This window comes from Paenibacillus riograndensis SBR5, from assembly GCF_000981585.1.
Classification (GTDB): domain Bacteria; phylum Bacillota; class Bacilli; order Paenibacillales; family Paenibacillaceae; genus Paenibacillus_AQ; species Paenibacillus_AQ riograndensis.
In genome coordinates this window covers 2,022,523-2,043,105 of sequence record NZ_LN831776.1, presented here as the reverse complement: position 1 = coordinate 2,043,105, position 20,583 = coordinate 2,022,523, and the positions used below count along the sequence as shown (strand labels likewise).

Annotated in this window: 3 protein-coding genes and 3 pseudogenes; all 6 read right to left on the bottom strand. The window is 52.8% G+C overall.

Annotated features, from left to right (window positions below):
* Nucleotides 1-11: 11 nt before the first annotated feature.
* Nucleotides 12-824, bottom strand: coding sequence for a transglutaminase domain-containing protein (locus tag PRIO_RS08585; protein ID WP_020431298.1), 813 nt, complete (start codon nucleotides 822-824; stop codon nucleotides 12-14).
* Nucleotides 817-1,122, bottom strand: a pseudogene (locus PRIO_RS37600) (phosphopantetheine-binding protein); the annotation flags it as partial. The gene PRIO_RS08585 and the pseudogene PRIO_RS37600, both read right to left, overlap by 8 nt.
* Before the next feature lie 108 nt (nucleotides 1,123-1,230).
* Nucleotides 1,231-2,559: pseudogene (locus PRIO_RS37595) on the bottom strand (amino acid adenylation domain-containing protein); the annotation flags it as partial.
* A 180-nt stretch (nucleotides 2,560-2,739) separates the two neighbouring features.
* Nucleotides 2,740-11,322: pseudogene (locus tag PRIO_RS08580) on the bottom strand (amino acid adenylation domain-containing protein); the annotation flags it as partial.
* A 10-nt stretch (nucleotides 11,323-11,332) separates the two neighbouring features.
* Nucleotides 11,333-13,981: a non-ribosomal peptide synthetase gene (locus PRIO_RS08575; RefSeq protein WP_020431301.1), complete on the bottom strand. Its 2,649-nt coding sequence runs from the start codon at nucleotides 13,979-13,981 to the stop codon at nucleotides 11,333-11,335.
* 32 nt (nucleotides 13,982-14,013) lie between these two features.
* The gene (locus PRIO_RS08570) at nucleotides 14,014-20,568 is read right to left on the bottom strand and encodes an SDR family NAD(P)-dependent oxidoreductase (protein ID WP_020431303.1); all 6,555 of its coding nucleotides are present in this window, start codon (nucleotides 20,566-20,568) and stop codon (nucleotides 14,014-14,016) included.
* Nucleotides 20,569-20,583: the final 15 nt, after the last annotated feature.

Sequence of the window (20,583 nt, the reverse complement as noted above, 5' to 3'; positions counted from 1 at the left end):
CTTCGGCTCTCCTACCCTTTGAATTGCAGGAATTCATTCTCCAGAAAAAGCGCCTGCAGCTCCTCAAGGTTGGCATCGGGGTCTTGAAGATACATGGAGACTTCATCGAGCAATTGCAGTTCCTCGAAATCCAATTCATCTATTCCTTTTTGGCAAATAGGAGGATAATCCCAGTACCGCAGCTCTTGCCCAAGCACAGCATGCAGATCATAGCAGAGGTTGTTGCGGATGTAGTGCATTCCCCATGATTTTTTTACGCCAAAGAGCTGCGGGTTGATTTCTTTGTCTCTGGCCATAAGCCAGGCCACTCCGGCCTCCAGGAAATCATCCCCTTGAAGATCGACGATTCCGATATCGGGGTCCACTCTGATCCAGCGCGCTTCGCCTTCGCTCCACACCTCGCAAATCCAGTGATCTATATATTTCAATTGATGCTCTGAGAGATACCTTGCAAATCCGACTCTGCAGCGCACCGGGACACCCTTGGAGCGCAGCATGGAAATGAGCAGCAGCGAATGGAACCGGCAGGAGACTATCAATCGTTCCCGGGGCAGCCGCTCCCCGATAATTCCATTGGCATTGCGCTCCACCAAAGCTTCGAGCATGTCTTGGACGGTATAGAATTGCTCGTCTTCATTTTTGGTATAAGAAGTGAGCAAATGCCTTACCTTCTTCACCATCGCAGGATGAATCAATTGACATTTGATTAATTTGCATAACTCGCCCAGATCATCCGGCAGCTCATCAAAAAGATAGCCCAGGCTGAACGGGTCTGTATTCGGAGTATATTCCGTATAAAATTGCAGCACTTGAGATTTATTCACTGTCTGTATGTCCCCTTCGTTTGGCGCTTCGTTGTTTCATCCGCTCTTTTCCTTGATTCCGTGTGACTTGCTGCTCCTGCGGCACATCATCCGGCTCATTCTGGTCATTCCCGGATAAATACCCGGCCAGCGCGTGAATATTGGCGTATTCGAACAGGGTGAGCAGGGGAATTTCTTTCTGGAATTCCTGCTTCAGCTTGTTGTTTATCATCGCGATCTGGACAGAGTTGATGCCCATCTCAAAGAAATTGTCCAGTGTACCGACCTGGTCCGCTTCCAGAAGCTCTTTGAAGATGTTTACGATGCGCTCTTCAACATCATTGCGCGGAGCCGTATAGGCTGACGTCTGCTTATTCCCGGCGGGCTGCAGCTTCAGCAGCGCTTGTACATCCATTTTCCCGTTAGCAGTCAAAGGAAATTGCTCCAGCACAACAAAATAATGCGGGATCATGTAATCCGGCAGGACCTTGGCGATCCGCGCCCGGACTTCATTGATGAATGCTGCCTGATCTGCTGATTGGCTGTCTGGAATCAGATAGGCGCCCAAACGCTTGTCTTCCCCGTCTGCTGCCAGAACAACCGCATGCCGGACCCCTCCGCACCGCAGCAGCTGCGCTTCCACTTCGCCCAGCTCGATGCGGTAGCCGCCCACTTTTACCTGCTGGTCCTTCCTGCCCAGGAATTCTATGCAGCCATCCCGGTGCAGTACTCCGTAGTCACCCGTTCGATAAATGTACCCCAATTCAGGATGATGAATAAAGGAATGGCTGGTTTTCTCCGGATCATTCAGGTAGCCGTTTGCCACTCCGCTTCCCCCGATGTACAACTCACCGGACACCTCAAGCGGGCAATAGTCCATCTGCTGGTTGAGGACATAAAATTGCTGGTTGGCCAACGGCATGCCATAGGGAATGCTTGTCCACTGCGGCATAACTTCGTCTATTGGATAATAGATGGACCATATGGACGCTTCTGTCGCACCTCCGCAGCTGATCAGCTTGGCTGCAGGGAACAGCTGCTTGACAGTCTCCGGCAAATGCAGGGGAATCCAGTCTCCGCTCAGCAGCACCAGACGTAAATCAAGGTTTTCCTGATATATGCCCTGCGCTCTTATTTCTGATCCCACCCGGTCCATGATCGCGGGAACAGAATTCCAGATGGTGATCTTCTGGGCTGACAAGGTATCAGCAAGCTGTCGGATGTCCTTCTGATCCTTCACCAATACCAGCGTTGCCCCGGCGGCAAATGCTCCAAAAATATCATAAACCGACAGATCAAAGCAAAGCGAAGAGATGCCCAGCATCCGGTCTGCTGCACCCACCTGAAACTTCTGATTGATATCCTGCACGGTATTGCATGCAGCCTGATGGCTGATCATAACGCCTTTGGGATTGCCTGTGCTACCCGACGTATAGATTACGTAAGCCAAGCTTTCCGGCAGATTATGACGCTGAAGTTCCGCTGGATGCTGCCCTCTACAGTTCTTCTCGTAATAATCCGTTTCCAGAACAAGCTTGCACTGGCTATGGTTCCGGATATAGTCCACCCGTTCCTGCGGATATTCCGGATCAATCGGCACATAGGCAGCCCCGCTTTTCAGGATGCCTAAGATATTGATAAAGGTAGCGATTTCTTTCCTCGCAATCACGCCAACCCTGTCACCGGCGCTTACCCCAAGGCTCCGCAGGGAACCGGCGACCTTGTCTGCTCTGTCATCAAGCTCTTTGTAGGTAATGCTTAGATTATCGGCTTCAATGGCAACCGCATATGGAGTTTGGTGGACGGCTTCTTCAAAAAGCCCGTGCAAGGTCTTGCTTGGAATCGGCTCTTCCGTATGGTTATAGGCCTGAATGCTGGTGTAGTCGGAGGCCGGGAGCGCCGGAAAGCCCATTTCCTCACGGGAATACAAAATGGCTTCAATCCGCGACAAATATTGCGCAAACATGGCATCCATCACGGCAGGATCAAACAGCTCGCTGATATAGTCCCAGTTGATTACCATTTTTCCATGGATTAGCGCCACCTGGTTATCGAGATAGACCTGGGAGGTTTGCGTGATTCCGTTGGTGCTCTGCTCTCCATCTGAGGCTTCGCCATGGTTCTCCGCTGCTTCCCCGCCGTCTTCACCATTGTCAAACAAAGCGCTTGTGAACACAATCGGCAGCAGCGCCTTGTTCCCCAGCGCTCTCCTTTTGCTGATTTCCCGCATCACATCAATGCCATCAAAATGTCGGTGGGCCAATGCTTCCATCAGCACCCGCTGAATGTTGCCCGCCTTCTCCCAGAATGAATCGTTGGGATTCATACGGACCTCTAACAACAGGAGGGAGGTGAAGTCCCCGATCAGCTTGTCTACATCAGAATGCAAGGGCAGCCGGTTAAAGAGCGTCAAGTTCAAGCCAAACTGGGGCTGATTGCTCCAATTCGCCAGCACTTCGGCATAGACGGTGCATAACACCGCCGAAGGGGTCAGATTATGGTTTTGCGAAATCTGTTTGAGCTGCCGCCAATGCTGCTGCGAATAATGCTTCGACTTACGCTTGAAATAAGGATTTTTCACGTGCTGCGGCTGTGTCAGCAGAGGGAGGCCGGGAGCCAAAGGGAAATCCTCTACTTTTTGCAGCCAGTACTCCTTGTCCTCCAGATACCACTTGCCGGATTTCATCTGCTGGTAGCCCACAAGGTAATCCCGGAAGGTAATGGACAGCTCCTCCAGCTGCAATGAGCGGTCAGCATACAGCGCCATAATTTCTTCCTGCAGGATCTCCAGACTGTAAGCATCCATAATCAGCAGATCAAAGCTGATGCACAGCAGGCTCTCCTCCGGGGAGGAGCGGAAGGCCACAATCTCAAACAGCGGCCATACATTCGGGTTGAAGATATGATGGGACATCCGGTCTCTTTCTTTTGTAATTCTCTTGTTTTTTGCTTCTTCTGTATACCCGCTCAGGTCGTATTCGCAGATAGTGTATTCCGGCACTTCCGGCAGAATCTGCTGTGTGGCATCCGGCAAATATACGGTGTGAAGCGCGGGATGTCTTTGAATCAGCGTATTCAGGCATTGGTTCAGCCGGCGGATGTCCAGCTCTGTTGCCATCTCCAGATACGAGTGGGTCGAAACGCCGCCCAGTTCAAAATGGCTGCTTCTGCCCAGGTAATACGCCATTTGTACATTCGTTAACGGAAACGGTTCATGGCGGTTGGCAGGATCTGCAGCAATGAACGGCAATTCCTCCTTCCGCTCCTCTTGTATTGCCTCTTTGATGAAGTCGGCTATCCTTTCTATCGTCTGCCGTTCTATAAAATGTGTAAACTGAAAGGACACTGGAAAACATTTGTTGATTTCATAAACAAGCTGCATAATTTGAATGGAATTTCCGCCCATTTCAAAAAATCCGTCCTGCACACCGGTATCCCCGATACGCAGTACTTTCTTCCAGATTTCAAGCAGCTTCTCCTCCACCTCATCCTGTGGCTTGCGTGTTTCGCCTGGTTGAACCAGCGTAACCGTTACAGGAGGCAGCGCCTTGACATCAAGCTTGCCGCTGATCATGAGGGGAATCTTGCCGATCTCCATAAAATGCTGCGGAATCATGTAGGCTGGCAAAAACTTCAGCAAAAACTCCCGCAGCTCCGCACCCGAAACGGTGCGGGCTGCTGTATAATACGCAACCAGCATGGGTTCGTCCTGGTCATCCCGCTGGGCACGGACCACGGATTTTTCAATAGCGGGATGGGTGTCGAGCTGCTGTTCAATCTCCGCCAGCTCGATGCGGTAGCCCCGGATTTTCACCTGAAAATCTGCTCTGCCCAAGTATTCAATCGTACCCTCTTCCGTCCACCTGGCTATATCTCCCGTGCAATAGATTTGTTCACCCGGACGGTACGGATTGTCAATAAACCTCTGGGCAGTCAGCTCCGGGTTGTTCTGATACCCCCGCACAACACCGTGGCCGCCGATATACAGGATGCCGGGAACGCCTATGGGCTGAAGCAGAAGCTCGTCATTGAGGATATAAACTTGTGTATTCTTGAGCGGTTTGCCGATATTTACGGGACCAGCCGTCACCTCTTGTGCCGTAGACCAAATAGTGGTTTCCGTTGGGCCATAAAGATTAAATATCCGGCCGCCGGGCAGGATGCTTCGCGCCTGCTCCGCCAAGGCCTGCGGCAAGGGCTCCCCTCCGATCAGCAAATACCGCAAGGCGCCTAGCGCCTTCGCGAGTTCTGCATCAGCAAGCAGGAGCTTCAGACGCGACGGCGTGGTTTGCATTACGCTGATCTCTGCTTGTTTTACCAAGGCGAGCAATGCGTGCACATCCTTTTGCTGAAGCTCATCGGCAATGACCAGCTGATATCCGGCTAACAGAGGCAGGATGCTCTCCAGCCAGAAAATATCAAATGAAACCGTTGTTAACGATAAAAACGTCTCACCCTTCCCGAAGGACAACACATCCGATATCGCTGAAAAGAAATTCAATAAGGAGCGGTGCTCCACCAGAATCCCTTTCGGCAAGCCGGTAGTTCCCGAAGTATACATGCAGTACGCCAGATTACGGCTGCTGTGCACCGGCGGCACTGGAAGGGGGGCACCGTGATCCAACCCCAGGCTGCGCATATCCAAAACGATACGATTTCCCTGGTTCTCTACAGACGTGTTGGTCAAAATAACTTGAACCCCGGCGTCATCCAGCATATAAGCGATTCTATTCGCCGGGAGGCCCGGATCAATGGGCAAATATGCCCCGCCGGCCTGTAATATGGCTAATATTCCGGCGATCATGTCAACCGAACGTGTGGTGATGAGTGCAACGATCTGATCAGGACCGATTCCTTGGGCCCGCAAGGCATATGCCGCTTGCTGCGCCCGGCGGTTCAGTTCATCGTACGTTATGCTCTGATTGCGGAACGTGACAGCCGCCTGATGCGGATGCTCTTTTACCCTGGCTGCAAAAAGCTGGTGAACGGTCAGGTGCTCCGGATATTCACCCGCAGTCTGGTTGAACCGGTTAAGCAGCCGGTCCGTCTCTTGATTATCGGGCAGATGAATCAGACCGGTCTTCTGCGCGGGATGTTTCAGCACTTCCAGAAGGATTGTGCGGAAATACCGGATCAGGCGCATGACCGTTTCTCTTGTGAACAGGTCCGTAGCGTACTCCAAAGTGAAAACAAGCTCGCCTGCGCGTTCCTCGCCGTCCAGTGTCAGATCAAAACGCGACGTTGTTGTTGTATACGGATAAGGCTTCATTTGCAGCTCATTCAGCTGGACCTGTCCGGCTTCCTGCTGCTGTGCATTAGCATTTTGAAAAGCAAACATCACATCAAACAAAGGATTTCGTCCAAAATCACGTGTAATCTGCAGCTGGCTGACAAGATCCTCAAAAGGATAATCCTGGTGTTCCAGCGCATTGGAAATGTTCGCTTTCATGGCATGCAGGATTTCTGCAAACGTCAGCTTGGCGGAAATCCGGCTTTTAATCGGAAGGGTATTCACAAACATGCCGATTACATGCTCGATATCGCTGTGATTTCTTCCCGAGGTCGGCACCCCTACAATGATTTCTTCCTGATCACTCAGCTTAGCCAGCAGTATATTCCAAACTGCAAACAATACCATATACAGCGTCGCTTCCTGCTCAGCGGCCAGCTGCTTAATTTCCAGCACCTGCTCTTTCGGGATGCTGAACATTTCCGCCGAACCCCGGTAGGTCTTGAATGCCGGACGTGAATGGTCTGCCGGCAAATGGAGCAACGGGATTTCCCCGGAGAACGTTTCCAGCCAATAAGCCTCAGCTGCTTCATTAGCGGTATTCGCCTCATCCATCCGCCATTCCGCGTAATCCTTGTATTGTATGGTTAATGGCGGCAACACGCCGGGTTTCCCGTCATTTTGGTACAGGGTGGTGAACTCGTCGATCAGGATGGCATTGGAGGTCCCGTCGGTGATGATATGATGAATATTAAACACAATGAGATGACGGTGTTCACCTTCCTTAAAAACACCAATTTTCCATAACGGCGCTGCCGCCAGATCAAATGCCTGTATCCAAGCTTCAATGTGCTTATCATTGACCGTTCCCTTGATGTCCACAACATCGAGGGCCAGCTGAACCTCTTCCTCAATCCATTGCACCCATTCCCCGCCGATTCTCCGGAAGCAGGTCCGCAGGCTCTCATGTCTGCGAATCAGCTGCTTCAGGCAGGCCTCCAATTTCCCGAAGTCCAAAGGCCCGTTGACTTGCAGCGCAATGATATTGTTGTACTGTTTATTTTCCTGCTCCATTTGGCTGAGGAAATAGAGCCTTTTCTGTCCCGGAGTTAACGGATAACCCTCTTTTTGGGGGGCGCGCTTAATCCGGGCATAATCCGTCCGGTTTGTTTCCCGGATGATACGGCTAATTTCACGGATCGTTGGTTTGTGGAAAAATGCAGGGAGCGGGAGCTTAACTCCAAGCTTTTTGAAAACCAGTGAAACGATGGTAATCGCTTTAAGGGAATCGCCGCCCAATGCGAAGAAATCCTCATCGATGCCGATGGCCTCAATTCCCAGGACCGTGCTCCAGATATCCGCAATCTGTTGCTGCAGCCCGGCTTCCGTGAGCAGGCTGCTGCTGCCGGCTGTTGCAGGTGCAGCTTCCATGGTATGGGCAGCCGCCTCCTGCTCCAGGATAACCTCCACGCTGATGTTGTTGCTCTCCTCCATCAATGCCGGCAAATCAAGCGCAGACACGATTACCCGGTTCATTTGGTTCTCCATGATATACCGGAACACATTCACACCTTGCTCTGTTGTGATCGCCTCGGCTTCAAACTGAAGGTCGTTAACCGCCTTGTGCAGGCTGCGGTTCTTCTCCATCGCTTTCACGGACATTCCGGCTTCCGCCCAGTCGTTCCAGTTAATCGTAGCTGTAAAGCCCTCCCGGTTTTGTAAGCGGTAGTGTACAAAGGCATCCAAAAATTCATTTGCCGCATTGTATCCCACTTGCCCGAACTTGCGGCCGTAGATATAGTTGCCGATGGATGAAAATAAAACAAAAAAATCCAGCCTGCGGTTGCGGAAAAGCGTATCCAGAACGAGGGTCCCTTTAACCTTGGGCAGCAGCACCTCGTCGGTCATCGCTTGTGTCCTTCTCTGAATGACTCCGGCATAATCCGCAACTCCAGCCGTGTGCAGAACCCCGGTAATGGGACCCAGCCGCGCTTCCGCCCGGGCAACCACCTGCTGCATGGCGCTGAAATCTGAGATGTCGGCGCTATGCACCTCAATCACCGCCCCTGCCGCTTCCAGCGCCCGGATAGTTCGAATGATCCGGGCTACTTCTGCATCGTCCGGGCGGTTCATCCACTGGTCCCATTCACTTTTCGGCGGAAAAGCAGAACGGCCCACCAAAACCAGGCGGGCTGTGTACTGCGTGGCTAAATATTCCGCCAGCGCCAGGCCCATTCCTCCCAGCCCACCCGTAATCATACAAACGAGATTGTTCCTAAATAGCGAAACCTTGCCGGGGCTGGCCAGCAAAAGCGGCTTTTGGACCGCTTCGATCCACCGGCTTTTCCCCCGGTATGCGACTTGCTTGTTCGGAAACTCAAACTGGAATTCCCGGAGCATTTGCCGGGCCTGCTCTCTTTGCCGTGCGGGATCACCCTCCGCCAGCGGAAAATCCACATGGCAAACCTTAATATTCGGATATTCGTACGGAATAATTTTGCTGGCACCCAGCAGCAGCCCTTTCATGGGACACAGCATTTCTTCTTGGGTTATTGAATACAATCCATTCGAAACGATCTGCAAGTGTACCTCTTGAGCGGCAGCCGCAGTGCCTAAGAATTGGACCAGACGTAAAATATGATGCAAAAACAATTGCTGGCCGGTTTCGATATTGGCCAGCTCCGGCTCCATCGGGGAGGTGACCGTCCAGAGATAGCAGATGTGATCCGGAACCGCATCCAGGCTATGATACAGCCGGTCCATCTCTTCGCTGCGCAGCGGGTTCACCCTGTAGTGATCCGCCGTAATTTGCTGGTAATGCTCTGCATGCTCAACCATAATGCAGCGGATCTGCTGCTGCCTGAGCAGATCGCCCAGCGCTTCTCCCAGACCGCCCGGATCACAAAAAATGAACCAGGCTGCATCCCTGGAAAGCATTCTGCCTTCGTAGTTAGGGAGAGCAGCGCTTTCCCAGGCGGGGATATAAAACCACTTGCGGATATCATCCCTGTCTGCCGGGGTCCCGCCCTTCCCGGATGGAGGACGATTGAGAAGATGGTTAAGGTTGAACAGCTCAGGATCTACCGGGAACTCCTGGCGGTCAAAGGCATAAGTGGGCAAAGAGAGACGGTTCCGCTGCTCGTGTTGATATAATTCCCGCCACTTAATGTCCTGGCCGTACAGCCACATAGTACCTACAGCAGCCATAAGGGAGTAGGTGTTCAGCTTTTCCAGGGCGATGATTTGGGGCTTGGAAGACTGCTTGTCCAAAAAGGGCTGTGCCTCATTCCCTGCGCCCAGCACCAGCCAAATCTCTTCCCGCCGGGAACTCCTACGGCCGGCCTCCGGCCGCTCCATCCCGCATTCGTCCAGACTCAACAGAAAAGAACGGACAGCCTCTTCAAGCGAAAGCTCACCCGACAGGCAGGCCGCCAGCCATTGGCTTTTCCCCCTCCCGATCACAGCTTCCGGGTGCAATCCCCATTCGATGAACAACTTTCCTACTGCATAATAGCTGCCAAACGCAAGCACTGGATGGTACTCACGTTTCCGCAGGTCCTCCAGCTTCACAGCAGCCCCGTCCGGAACCAGCCGGTTCATCATTCCCAGCACCTGGTTCAGGAAGCGGCGGGCACCGGGTTCCTCCTGATACAATTGCTCAAGTTCATCAAGCTCACTCTCACTCCATAGGCGCTGCGTAAAGTCCGGGATCACAAAAATCACCGGAGCATTCTCTAGTCCAGCCGTGCCCTTCATTGTTGCCGTTTCAGCAAACTGAAGGACCCGTTGGCTCTTCCGGTTGACAAGGGCTAACTCCCGGATGGGAAAATGTTTTCTGCCCACCTGCAGTGTATAGGCAATGTCTTCGAGACGACGGGGTTCCGTTTTGGAATACCGCTCCAGATCCTGTTTGATCTCCGCCAACGCCGACGGTGTTTTCGCGGAAACGGGAAGCAATTGCCACTCCCGTCCGGCGGAAGCTTCCCGCGGGGGCGGTGCTTGCTCAACAATGATATGGGCGTTGGTTCCGCCGATGCCGAATGCGCTGATTCCGGCCCGCAAGGGCTCATTTTTGCTGGGCCATTCGGTCAGCCGGTCATTAATATAAAAGCCCTTTTCAATCACCTTCAACACCGGATTCGGCGTCTGAAAATGCAGAGAGGGAGGGAGTATGTTATGTTTGAGCGCCAGTACTGTTTTGATGAAGGAAGCAATGCCTGCTGCGCTGTCCAGATGTCCAATATTTGTTTTGACTGAGCCGAGCGCACACGCATGTCTTCGCTCCGGGTTATAGCCCAGCTCCAAGGCTTCCAATTCAATCGGATCGCCCAGCGGCGTCCCGGTCCCGTGACATTCGATGTAATCGATGCTGTCCGGCGATACCTCAGCCAGCTTGAGCGCGGTCCGGATAACCTCTGCCTGTCCGATGGTGCTGGGGGCTGTAAATCCCGTTTTTTGCAGACCGTCATTATTCACCGCAGAGCCTTTGATGACCGCATAAATCTGGTCGCCGTCATCGAGGGCATCCTGCAAACGCTTCAGGACGGCTGCGCCCGCTCCGTCTCCCCCCACGATCCCTTTTCCGTCGGCGTCAAACGCCCGGCATTTCCCGTCCGGGGATAAGATCATGCCCTCCTGATATTCATAACCGCTTTTCTCAGGCAGGGTGACCGTGACCCCGCCCGCCAAGGCGATATCACACTCGCCGTTCAGCAGCGACTGCGCCGCCATATGCACGGCAACGAGCGAGGTGGAGCATGCGGTATAGATCGACAGGGCCGGGCCCTTGAGGTTTAATTTGTGAGCGATCCGCAAGCTTAAATAGTCTTTATCCAGCAGCTGGGAGGCGGCCCAATGCCCCATAACCCCGCTTTTGCCGGACAGGCCCATAAGCCCTTCCCATACATGGTTCGGAGATGCCCCCGCGAACAGCCCGATAAGCTGCTGATCCGCTTCCGCCGCGTAGCCGGCATCCTCCAAAGCCGCCCAAATACACTCATGAAACACTTTCATCTGCGGGTCCATCAGTTCTGCTTCCAGGGGGGTGTAGTCAAAAAAACGGGCGTCAAAACAATGGCCTGCTTCCAGATAGCCTTTTGCCTTGACATACTCTGCTTTAGCGGCCAAGCCGGGTTCTACTCCGGCTGCAATCAATTCTTGCTCACTAAAGGTCTGAACCGAATGAACACCGTTCTTTAGATTGTCCCAGTATTCTGAAATCGTACCTGCTCCCGGAAATCTGCCGGCAAGGCCGATGACTGCAATTTCCAAACCACTGTAATTCTGCACGGTATCACCCCTACTTCTTCAACAGACGTAATTTTTGCCTTCTTGCCCGTTTGCCTTCTTCGATGGAGGCTTCTCTTGATTCCGCACTCAGTTCCGTCACAGGGCTGTCCGCCTGGAGGACCTTAGCCAGCATACTTATCGTTGGATAGGTAAACAAGGTGATCACCGGCACCTCTTGACCCAGTTCTTCTGACAAGGCTTTGCTGATCGTGATCACATCAAATGACGTTCCGCCCAGATCAAAGATGGTCGAATGCACACCGATGCGGTCCATTCTGAGGCTGGTTTTCCAAATCTCCGCGATTCTGTGCTCCATCTCCGTTGTTGGAGGGGTCAGCACCCCTTTTGCCTGCTGCTTGAGCTCAAGGGTATCAAGCTTTTCGTAGTCTACTTTTCCATTCAGTGTTAACGGAATTTTGGATAACGGCAGCAGGACGGAAGGGATCATATAATCGCTTATGCGCGTTTGCAGATACTGCCTGATCTCCACTGGATCAAAAGCAGCTTCCTGCCCCTCTTTGATCACCACATAGGCAACCAGGATTTGAGCATTTGGCTCAATCTCCCGTGCCGACACTACGGCTTCCTTGATAGACTCTACCGTCAGGAGGTGGGCGGATATTTCGTCAAGCTCGATGCGGAACCCTCTTATCTTCACCTGGTTGTCCCTGCGCCCCACATACTCCAATTCACCGCTCGGTAGATATCTGCCCAGATCACCGGTCCGGTAAAGACGTATCCAACGGTCCCCCATCCTGCGGGTTTGGAATCTGTCTTCAGTCAATTCCGTCCGATTGAGATATCCGCGCGCTACTCCCCCGCCGCCAACCCATATTTCTCCGACAGTTCCAATTGGAACTTGCTCATGCTGCCGGTTGAAAATATAGACCTCTACTGTTGAAAAAGGCACACCGATATTGTTCTGATTCGCTTGGATCTGCTCTGTGCCGATTTCCTTAAAAGTTGTATGTACCGTCGTTTCGGTGATCCCATACATGTTGATGATTCGGGTGCCGGGATATTTCACCTTCCAGGCTTCCAGCTTGCCCGGCTGCAAGGCCTCTCCGCCAAGAATCACATAACGTAAGCGCAGCTTCTCCCCGGTATCCTCCAGCTCTTCTTGCATGAATTGGTAGAAGGAGGACGGCGTCTGGTTGAATACGGTTACGTGTTCGTTCCGGAGCTCCTGCACAATGTGCCGGTAATCTCTCTTGAGCAGCTTCGGAATCAGCAGCAGCTTGCCGCCATGCAGCAATGCGCCGAAAATTTCCCACACGGAGAAGTCAAAGCCAAACGAATGAAAAAGCGTCCATGTATCCTGGCAGGTGAAATCAAACCTGTTATGTTCATGAAAAAATAGCCGGACCACATTCCGGTGTTCGATCATGACGCCTTTGGGATTTCCTGTAGTGCCGGAAGTATAAATGATATAGGCCAAGTCGTGAGGATGAATGACATGCTCCAGGTTAGAACTGGAATACTGCTCCAGCATGGGGTCATCGAGAAAAATCACCTCACAGCTTTCGCCGGTCCCTGGCGGCAATGAAAGCGATTGAACCGTTAGTATCTGCCCGGCCTGACTGTCCTTCAGAATATAGTCAACCCTCTGTGCCGGGAGGTCCGGGTCGATGGGCAAATATGCGCCGCCCGCCTTAAGGACCGCCAGGATTCCGATGATCATTTCCAGAGAAGGCGGCAGGATCAGGGCTACAACCGATTCGGCCGTTACGCCTAGCCGGCGCAGATGATGGGCCGCTTGATTCGCTTTGCGGTTCAGATCCTGGTAGGACAAGCGCTCATCCGCAAATTCTGCCGCCGTATGGTTCGGATATTTAGCAGCACATTCCTCAAAGAGGGCCGGAATCGTTGCTTCTTCCGGAAAGCCCGCAGATGTGGCATTGCTGCATGCGATGATTCGCCGGTCCTTCTCTGTCAGAATTGAAAGCTCCTGCACAGAGCTGTGCAAGTCTGCAAGCGACTGCTCCAGCAGCACATGGAAATGCTCCAGCAACTGGTTGACCGTATCGGCACTGTAGACCGCAGCATTGAAGCGTATTTCGCCCTGGAGCACGCTCTCCTCCCTGTGGACGATCATTGTGAAATTTGACAGGGTTCCGGATAAATACTGCTCGTCCTGGATGTTGCTCACAATCACGGAAACATCCAAAAAGCCGGAATCTAAGCCTGCCTGCTTCAACATTAACTCAAACGGATAGTTTTGGTGCCGGGCGGCTTCAGAAACCGTCTGCTTCATCAAGGAAATCAGGTCAATCAGCCGCATCTCATTCTGAACCTGTACGCGAACCGGGAGGACGGTATTAATGAAATCCTCCTCGCTGGGCTGCCGGTAAATGCTTGTGCCAAGCACGATATCCGTTTGTCCCGAATACTTGAGCAGCCACACGGAAGTGAACGCCAGCAGCAGCACGTGCAACCGGGCATCGGAGTCATTGCTGATCTGCACCAGCTTCCGGGCATGGACGGGGTCCAGTGAAAAGGGGATTGTTTCTATATGGCGTTCCTGATGACGGTCTTTATGAGGTTCGCAGGGGAAGTGACTTTTGTCAGGCAGGCCGGCCAGCTTGTGCAGCCAGTATTGCTGTTCCTTCTTGTACACGTCATTCAAGTACGGCACATTGGCGAAGAACTTACCTTTCACGATACCCCACTCCTTTGCTGTTGATTGACTGTTCAAAATGCAAAATCATTCCCGTCATCCAGCAAATCCAGCGCTTCTGTCCTGACGAGACCTGAATCCAGCATAATTTCTTTGATAAGGATGTCCGGGTTCCCGGCCACCAGGCTGGCAATATCCAGCAAGTGCCTGCACATCGTTATGATCGTCTTGCGGGCAAACAAATCCGTCGAATATTCCATCCGCATTTCAATGCTGTCGTCATAGTCGTACACCCATAGCGTCAAGTCGAATTTGGACGACGGGTTGCAGAACGGATACGCCTGCAGCCTCACCTGATCCATAGCCGCTTCGGCGGGCGCAACATCCGGCAGCACCAGCATTACATTAAATAAGGGGTTTTCGCTCAGCTGATGGCTCCGGCCCAAGGCTTCGACCAGTACCTCAAACTGCACATCCTGATTTTCAAAAATCTGCAAGCTCTGCGTTTTGACCTCTGTCAGCAGCTGTTCAAACGATCCATCGCGGTTGATGCGGGATCGGAAGGGCAGCACATTGGCAAACATGCCGACCATATCCGCCAGATCTGCATGGTTTCTTCCGGCAAGACTGGCCCCGATCATCACTTCATCCTGCCCCGTGTATTTTTGCAGCAAGACACTGAAAAGGGCCATCATATTCATGAATAATGTGGTGGTATTACGCTTCATCCCTTGCTTCAGCCGGCCCGTTACGGTTTCATCCAAAGTAAATGTATAAATATCGCCTTGGTGGCTCAGCACGGCAGGCCGCGGATAATCGGCGGGAAGACGGCTCTCCGGCAGCTCTCCCGATAATTGCTGAAGCCAATACTCCGTTTGCTTGTCAAATTTTCCGCGTCTGATCTGTTCGTTCTGCCAGCCCACAAAGTCCACATACTCCAGGAGGATCGGCTTCAGCTGGTCGGCTTGACCATTATATATGCTTATAAGTTCACTCTTAAGAATCTCAACCGAGAGGTTATCGGCAATGATATGGTGAATATCAAACAGCCACACATACTTCTGCATCCCGCAGCGGACAATCTTTACACGCAGTAAAGGAGCCGACCGCAGATCAAACGGCTGCATAAACTGTTCAACCACCTGATCGACTTCATCTTCCTTTACGGTCACATGCTCCACTTGAAACTCTGCACGGTCATGGATGATCTGGACAATCTCCCCGTTGATGACGTCAAAGCTGGTCCGCAGCACCGCATGCCTCTGGATTAATAGATCAAATGCGTTTTGTAATTTACCCGGATCAAGATTCCCTTCCACCGATGTGATCTCCAGGATGTTGTAGGCAACACTGTCCGGCTGAAGCTGCTGTTGAAAGTACAACCGTTTTTGCGCCGATGACAAGGGATAATAAGCCCCGGGTGCAGCTTTTTGAATGGCGGCATATTCATTGGTTGTATGGCTGGCAGCCTGAATATGCCGGGCAAGCTCGTTCAGCACGGTTGTATGAAAGAAGACCGAAACCGGAATCTTGATGTTGACCGCCTGATAAATCCTCTCTGCGACCGTCAGCACCTTCAGCGAATCCCCGCCCAAGTCAAAAAAGTCATCTTCTCTGGAAATCTGCTCATGACCCAGGACACTCTGCCAGATGCTGCGGATCACATGCTCTAATTCCTCGGCAGACATATTCACTCCTGAAGCCTGCACTTTGTCCGCCGCAGAGCTGCCGCCATTGTCCTGATACAGGTTTACCTTCTCATTTCTGTATGCTTCGACCCGTGCAGGCAAATCAACAGTAGATACAATCACCTGTGGATAGGCTGTCGATAATGCGGCATCCAGAATCATAAGGCCTTCCTCAGGAGTCAAAGCACCCGAATTGCCGTTGGCAGTTACCTGAGCCGCCTGGACCGCAGTTGTTTTTTCAGCAGCCGCACCTCCCCCGCTGACCTGTTCATTAGTAACGGCTGTAACCTGATATCCCTCGATTTCAACGATCCCTTGGCCGTGTTCATCCATAATCGTCAGATCAAACTCCATGATTTTGCTTCCAAAAGAGTGTTCTGTCCGGTGACGGATATAACTGTAGACTCTTCCCGGCACCTTCCCATGGACCGTAATGTTCCTGTAGCCGAACGGAACGTACTGGCCGGCCCCGGTTTGTGCAAGGCCCATGTGCACCAGCGCCACATCTAGGATCGCCGGATGGAACCCGTAAACCGCAAGATCTCCTGCGAATGCTTGCGGAAGTTCAATCCAGGACAGGCCCTCCTGCTCAGAGAATCCTCCCCAATGGTAGCTGTCCCACCGGGGACCATACCGGAATTGGCTGTCCCGCCGGTTGTTGTAATGCTCCCTGCCATAGCGGCTGTGATCGCAGGCATTGCGGATCGCAGCCAATTCATAGCCTTGGGACTTGATGCCAGCAGTGTCAATGCGGCCGCGTGCGTGGAGTATCCATCTGCCCTCAGGGGCCTCCCGGCAGCTTTCTATCGTAAACTGACAGCCTTCTGCGTCCCGGGTAAGGATCGTTCGGACGGGAACCTCCGTATTGTCGGCAACCGCCAGCGGGGTCAGGAAAAAGACATCACGGATCATTACGGCTGCTTCAGGATCCGAAGACGCTGATTGATAGGCTGCACGCGCCATTTCCAGATAACATGTTCCCGGCAGCACGGCCTGGCCCGCTATGCGGTGTTCATTCAGGACCCAATCTCTGCCTGTATGGAAATAGGAAATAAACACAGTACGTCCTGTATTCTCTGCCACGGAATACTCAAACAACGGATGCTCTTCGGGCTGATAAGAAATGCCTGGAGCAGAGCTGACTGGACGGGATTGCGCCGGAAGTCCTGTCATCCCGGTGTTCTCCCACCGGTCCCAGTTGATGGCTTGGGTGAAATATCCCCTCTTGGTGTTAATCTGGGCAAAAGCATCCAAAAAAGAATTGGCTGCACTGTACGCCACTTGTGCCGGTGGAGCAAGCAGCGAGCTTAGGGAAGAGAAGAGCAGCAGAAAATCGACCGGGCGGGACAGCTCTCCGATAACCTTTTGCAAAACCTGGGTTCCATAAATTTTGGTGCCAAAAACCGCTTCGCACATCTCCCTGCTTCTCCGCTGAATAACCGCTCCGTCCGGAACACCCGCAGCTTGGATAATCCCGTTAATGGCCCCGCAGCGCTCAAGAATCTGCCCAAAAACAGCTCTGACCTGAGCGGCATCCGTAATATCCGCCTGAACCAGATAGAATCCGCTTGCCGCTGCTTTGATTTCCCGCAGGCTGGCAATTTTTTGGCTTACCGGGTCATCCCCGCTATGGATGGCATACCACTTGTCCCACTCGGCTTCAGGAAGAAACTGCGACCGGTTGAGCAAGACCACTTGAGCTTGATACTGCTCTGCCAGATACTTGGCGACATGCAATCCGATGCCTCCAAGACCTCCGGTGATGACGTATACCCCTCCGGATGTTAAGCGCTTGTGGACTGCATGCAGCGGAGTTGTTAGGCGCACCTGCTTGAAGGCGGGCTCCCATATATAGTTATTCCGCAGCGCGATCCAATCGGCACGGCGGTTATTTTCCGGCCCGGACAGGATGCGGCAAAGGATATGATGGTCGTATTGATCGGTGTCGATCAGCCTGCAGGCAATGTTCTCGTACTCTTTGGGAATGACACGAAGCGGTCCGAACAACGTGGCCTTTGCCGGGACGACGGTCTCGTTGCCGGTCACTTCAGCGACCTGGTTAGCCACGATGTCGATGGTTACCGGCTGCTGAAGCTGAAGCTGGCTCACCGCTCTGGCAATGTTCAATAAAGTATAGTACCCGAGGCGGTTGCATTCTTCCGCTTCCGGCAGTTGTTCGCGGGCCGCTGACTGCGGATGCATGCACCAAAAATGCACAATCCTGACCGGCCCGTCACCCCGCCGGACAAGGATATCCAGTAACCGGGTTAGATCGTCCGTAATTTCGGGATTGATCTCAAACGACAAGTTATTTTGCTGGAAGGATTCACCGGCCTCAATCCGGGCAATGGTATGGCCCATTTGTTCAAGCCGCTCAATACACCGGGCTACAAAGGGCTCCTGTGTGGCAAAAACTGCGATTAAACCTTGCTGCTGCTCCCTTTCTTCCGGCATGTATTCAGAACGTATCCACGAGGGGACATACATCCATTCTTCCTTGTTTTCTTTGCCGGGTTGGGGTTCTTGACGCTTCCAGATATTCTGGAACTGCTTAATCTGCTGCGTATCCACCCAGTACCTTTTCCGGGTAAAGGGATAGGTCGGCAGGATCACCCGGGCCCTGTTTTGATGCTTTGCCAGCTCGTCCCATTGGAGCGGATAGCCGTTGGCCCATATGCAGCCGACAGTCTCCAGGAGCTCCGGCCCGCTTTTGACAAGGGAAATATACCCGGACGGACCGGATGGTTCACCTGCTGCACCGAAGTGAAGAACCAGATGCTTATCCGCTTCTTCCGCCTTTGCGGGCAAGCTTTTACCGTCATCATCTGCACCTAATGCATTGACCCAATAATCCGGGAGCGTCACATCAAGCACAGTATTGCTTCCGGCATCCGCAGAGAGCAGCGGAATCGCAGGCGCAGACAGGGTAACAGAATCAAACGCCTCGTAAAATTCGGACTGGAGGGCCTCCAGTAAAAACAGATCCCCTTCGCTCCCCCGCCATTCCTCCAGCAGCCGGTCCCTTTTCTCCATGAGCATCAGCGCTTCTTCCAGGGTAAAAACGCCGGCTAGGCAGCCTGCCACATACGCCCCGGTCCCGGTCCCCATAAGGGCCGCCGGCTTCACACCCACCCGCAGCAGCCACTTGGCCAAGGCCAGTTGAAAGAGAAAGACCGGTGTCTGTCCAATATAGACATCGCTCCCACCCGATAAAAGCTCATCACGCTTAACGCCTCGTATCCCGCTCGCCTGAAGCAGGAGCTCTTCCATTTCTTCACGGCAATACGGATGATGCAAGCAGGAGTGGTAATGCTGCACCGCCTCTTCGAGTGCCATCCCGGCAAACCAAAAGTATACTGGCTTCAATTCTTTTTTCGGATCAACCCATAGGGCTTGATCTGCCTTCACTCTTAATGCTGCACAACCGGCAAGCAGTGTCCGGCAGGACACATATTGACGATAGGAAAAATGCTCACGCCCCTGCTGCAGCGTATACGCAATATCCGCAGAAGCTTTCCCCGGATTCTTCTGCACATCCTGTACAAACGCTTCAATTGACTGCTCCAGCGCTTCCCTGGTTTTGGCTGAAAAAACCAGCAGCTGCTCCTGTGCCTCCGCTTGCTTGACGCTCTGTCCTGACGGAGCTTCCTCCAAAACGATATGCGCATTGGTTCCGCCGACACCAAATGAACTTACCCCTGCCCGGCGCGGCCCTGAACCGTTCTCCCATTCCCTCATCCGGTCCACCAGGTAAAAGGGGCTGTCTTCAAGCATGAGGTGCGGATTCGGATTAGCAAAATGCAGGGTTGGCAGCAGGCATTTATTGTGCAGAGCCAGCACCGCTTTGATAAGCCCGGCTATTCCGGCCGCACTGTCAAGATGGCCAATGTTGGTTTTGACTGAGCCTAACCCGCAGAAATGTTTACGTTTTGTCTGGAACGCTGTGGTTAACGCCTTCACTTCAATCGGATCACCCAAGGCCGTCCCCGTTCCATGTGCTTCTATATAACCAATCTCCTTCGGATCTACCCCGGCCACGCGGTGGGCCGTCCGGATGACCTCTGCCTGTCCATCCACACTCGGCGCACTGTAGCCTACTTTGCGGCTGCCGTCATTATTAATTGCCGTTCCTTTAATCACCGCATAAATGTGGTCATTGTCGTCCAAGGCATCTTCCAGCCGTTTCAAGATCACCAGGCCGATGCCGTTGCCCACCACAGTCCCGTCCGATGCGGCATCGAACGCCCGGCAGCGGCCGTCCGACGACAGGATCATCCCGTCCTGATGGAAGTATCCGTTTTGCAATGGACTCGTAACAGACACCCCGCCGGCTACTGCCATATCGCATTCTCCGCTGATGACCCCCTGGCAAGCCGCATGGACCGCAACGAGCGAGGTGGAGCAGGCCGTGAACAGCGTATAACTGGGCCCTTTTAAATTCAGCTTGTAGGAGACCCTCGTGCTCATTAAATCCTTGTCATTCAGATGGGCAATCTCAAAATCCTCAGTCCCGTTGCGGGAGCCCATAGACAGAGATAACGCCTCCCAGTGAAAATGGGGCCGTCCTCCTGCATAGACTCCGATGGCATCCTGTGTCCTGCCCGGCGGATATCCGGCATCCTCCAGGGCCATCCAAGCATGCTCGTGCAGCAGCCTCGTCTGCGGGTCCATAAACTGCGCTTCATTCGGTGTATATCCAAAAAAGGAATTATCGAAGTACTCACACTCATTGAGATAACCTTTTGCTTTGACGAAGTTCTCTTTGGTGTAGACCTCTGCGGGAACACCGGCCTCCGCCAATTGTTCATCCGTAAAGAAGGAAATGCTGTCCACACCGTTCTTTACATTTTGGAAAAACTGCTCAAGGTTTTTGGCACCCGGAAAAGAACCCGACATTCCAATAATGGCAACTTCTAAACCTGTTCTCGTGTTTTCCTTCATAATTACCCTCGTTTT

Excerpts from the sequence above, each read along its gene's own strand:
- PRIO_RS08570 (WP_020431303.1), bottom strand. The coding sequence starts at position 20,568 with ATGAAGGAAAACACGAGAACAGGTTTAGAAGTTGCCATTATTGGAATG.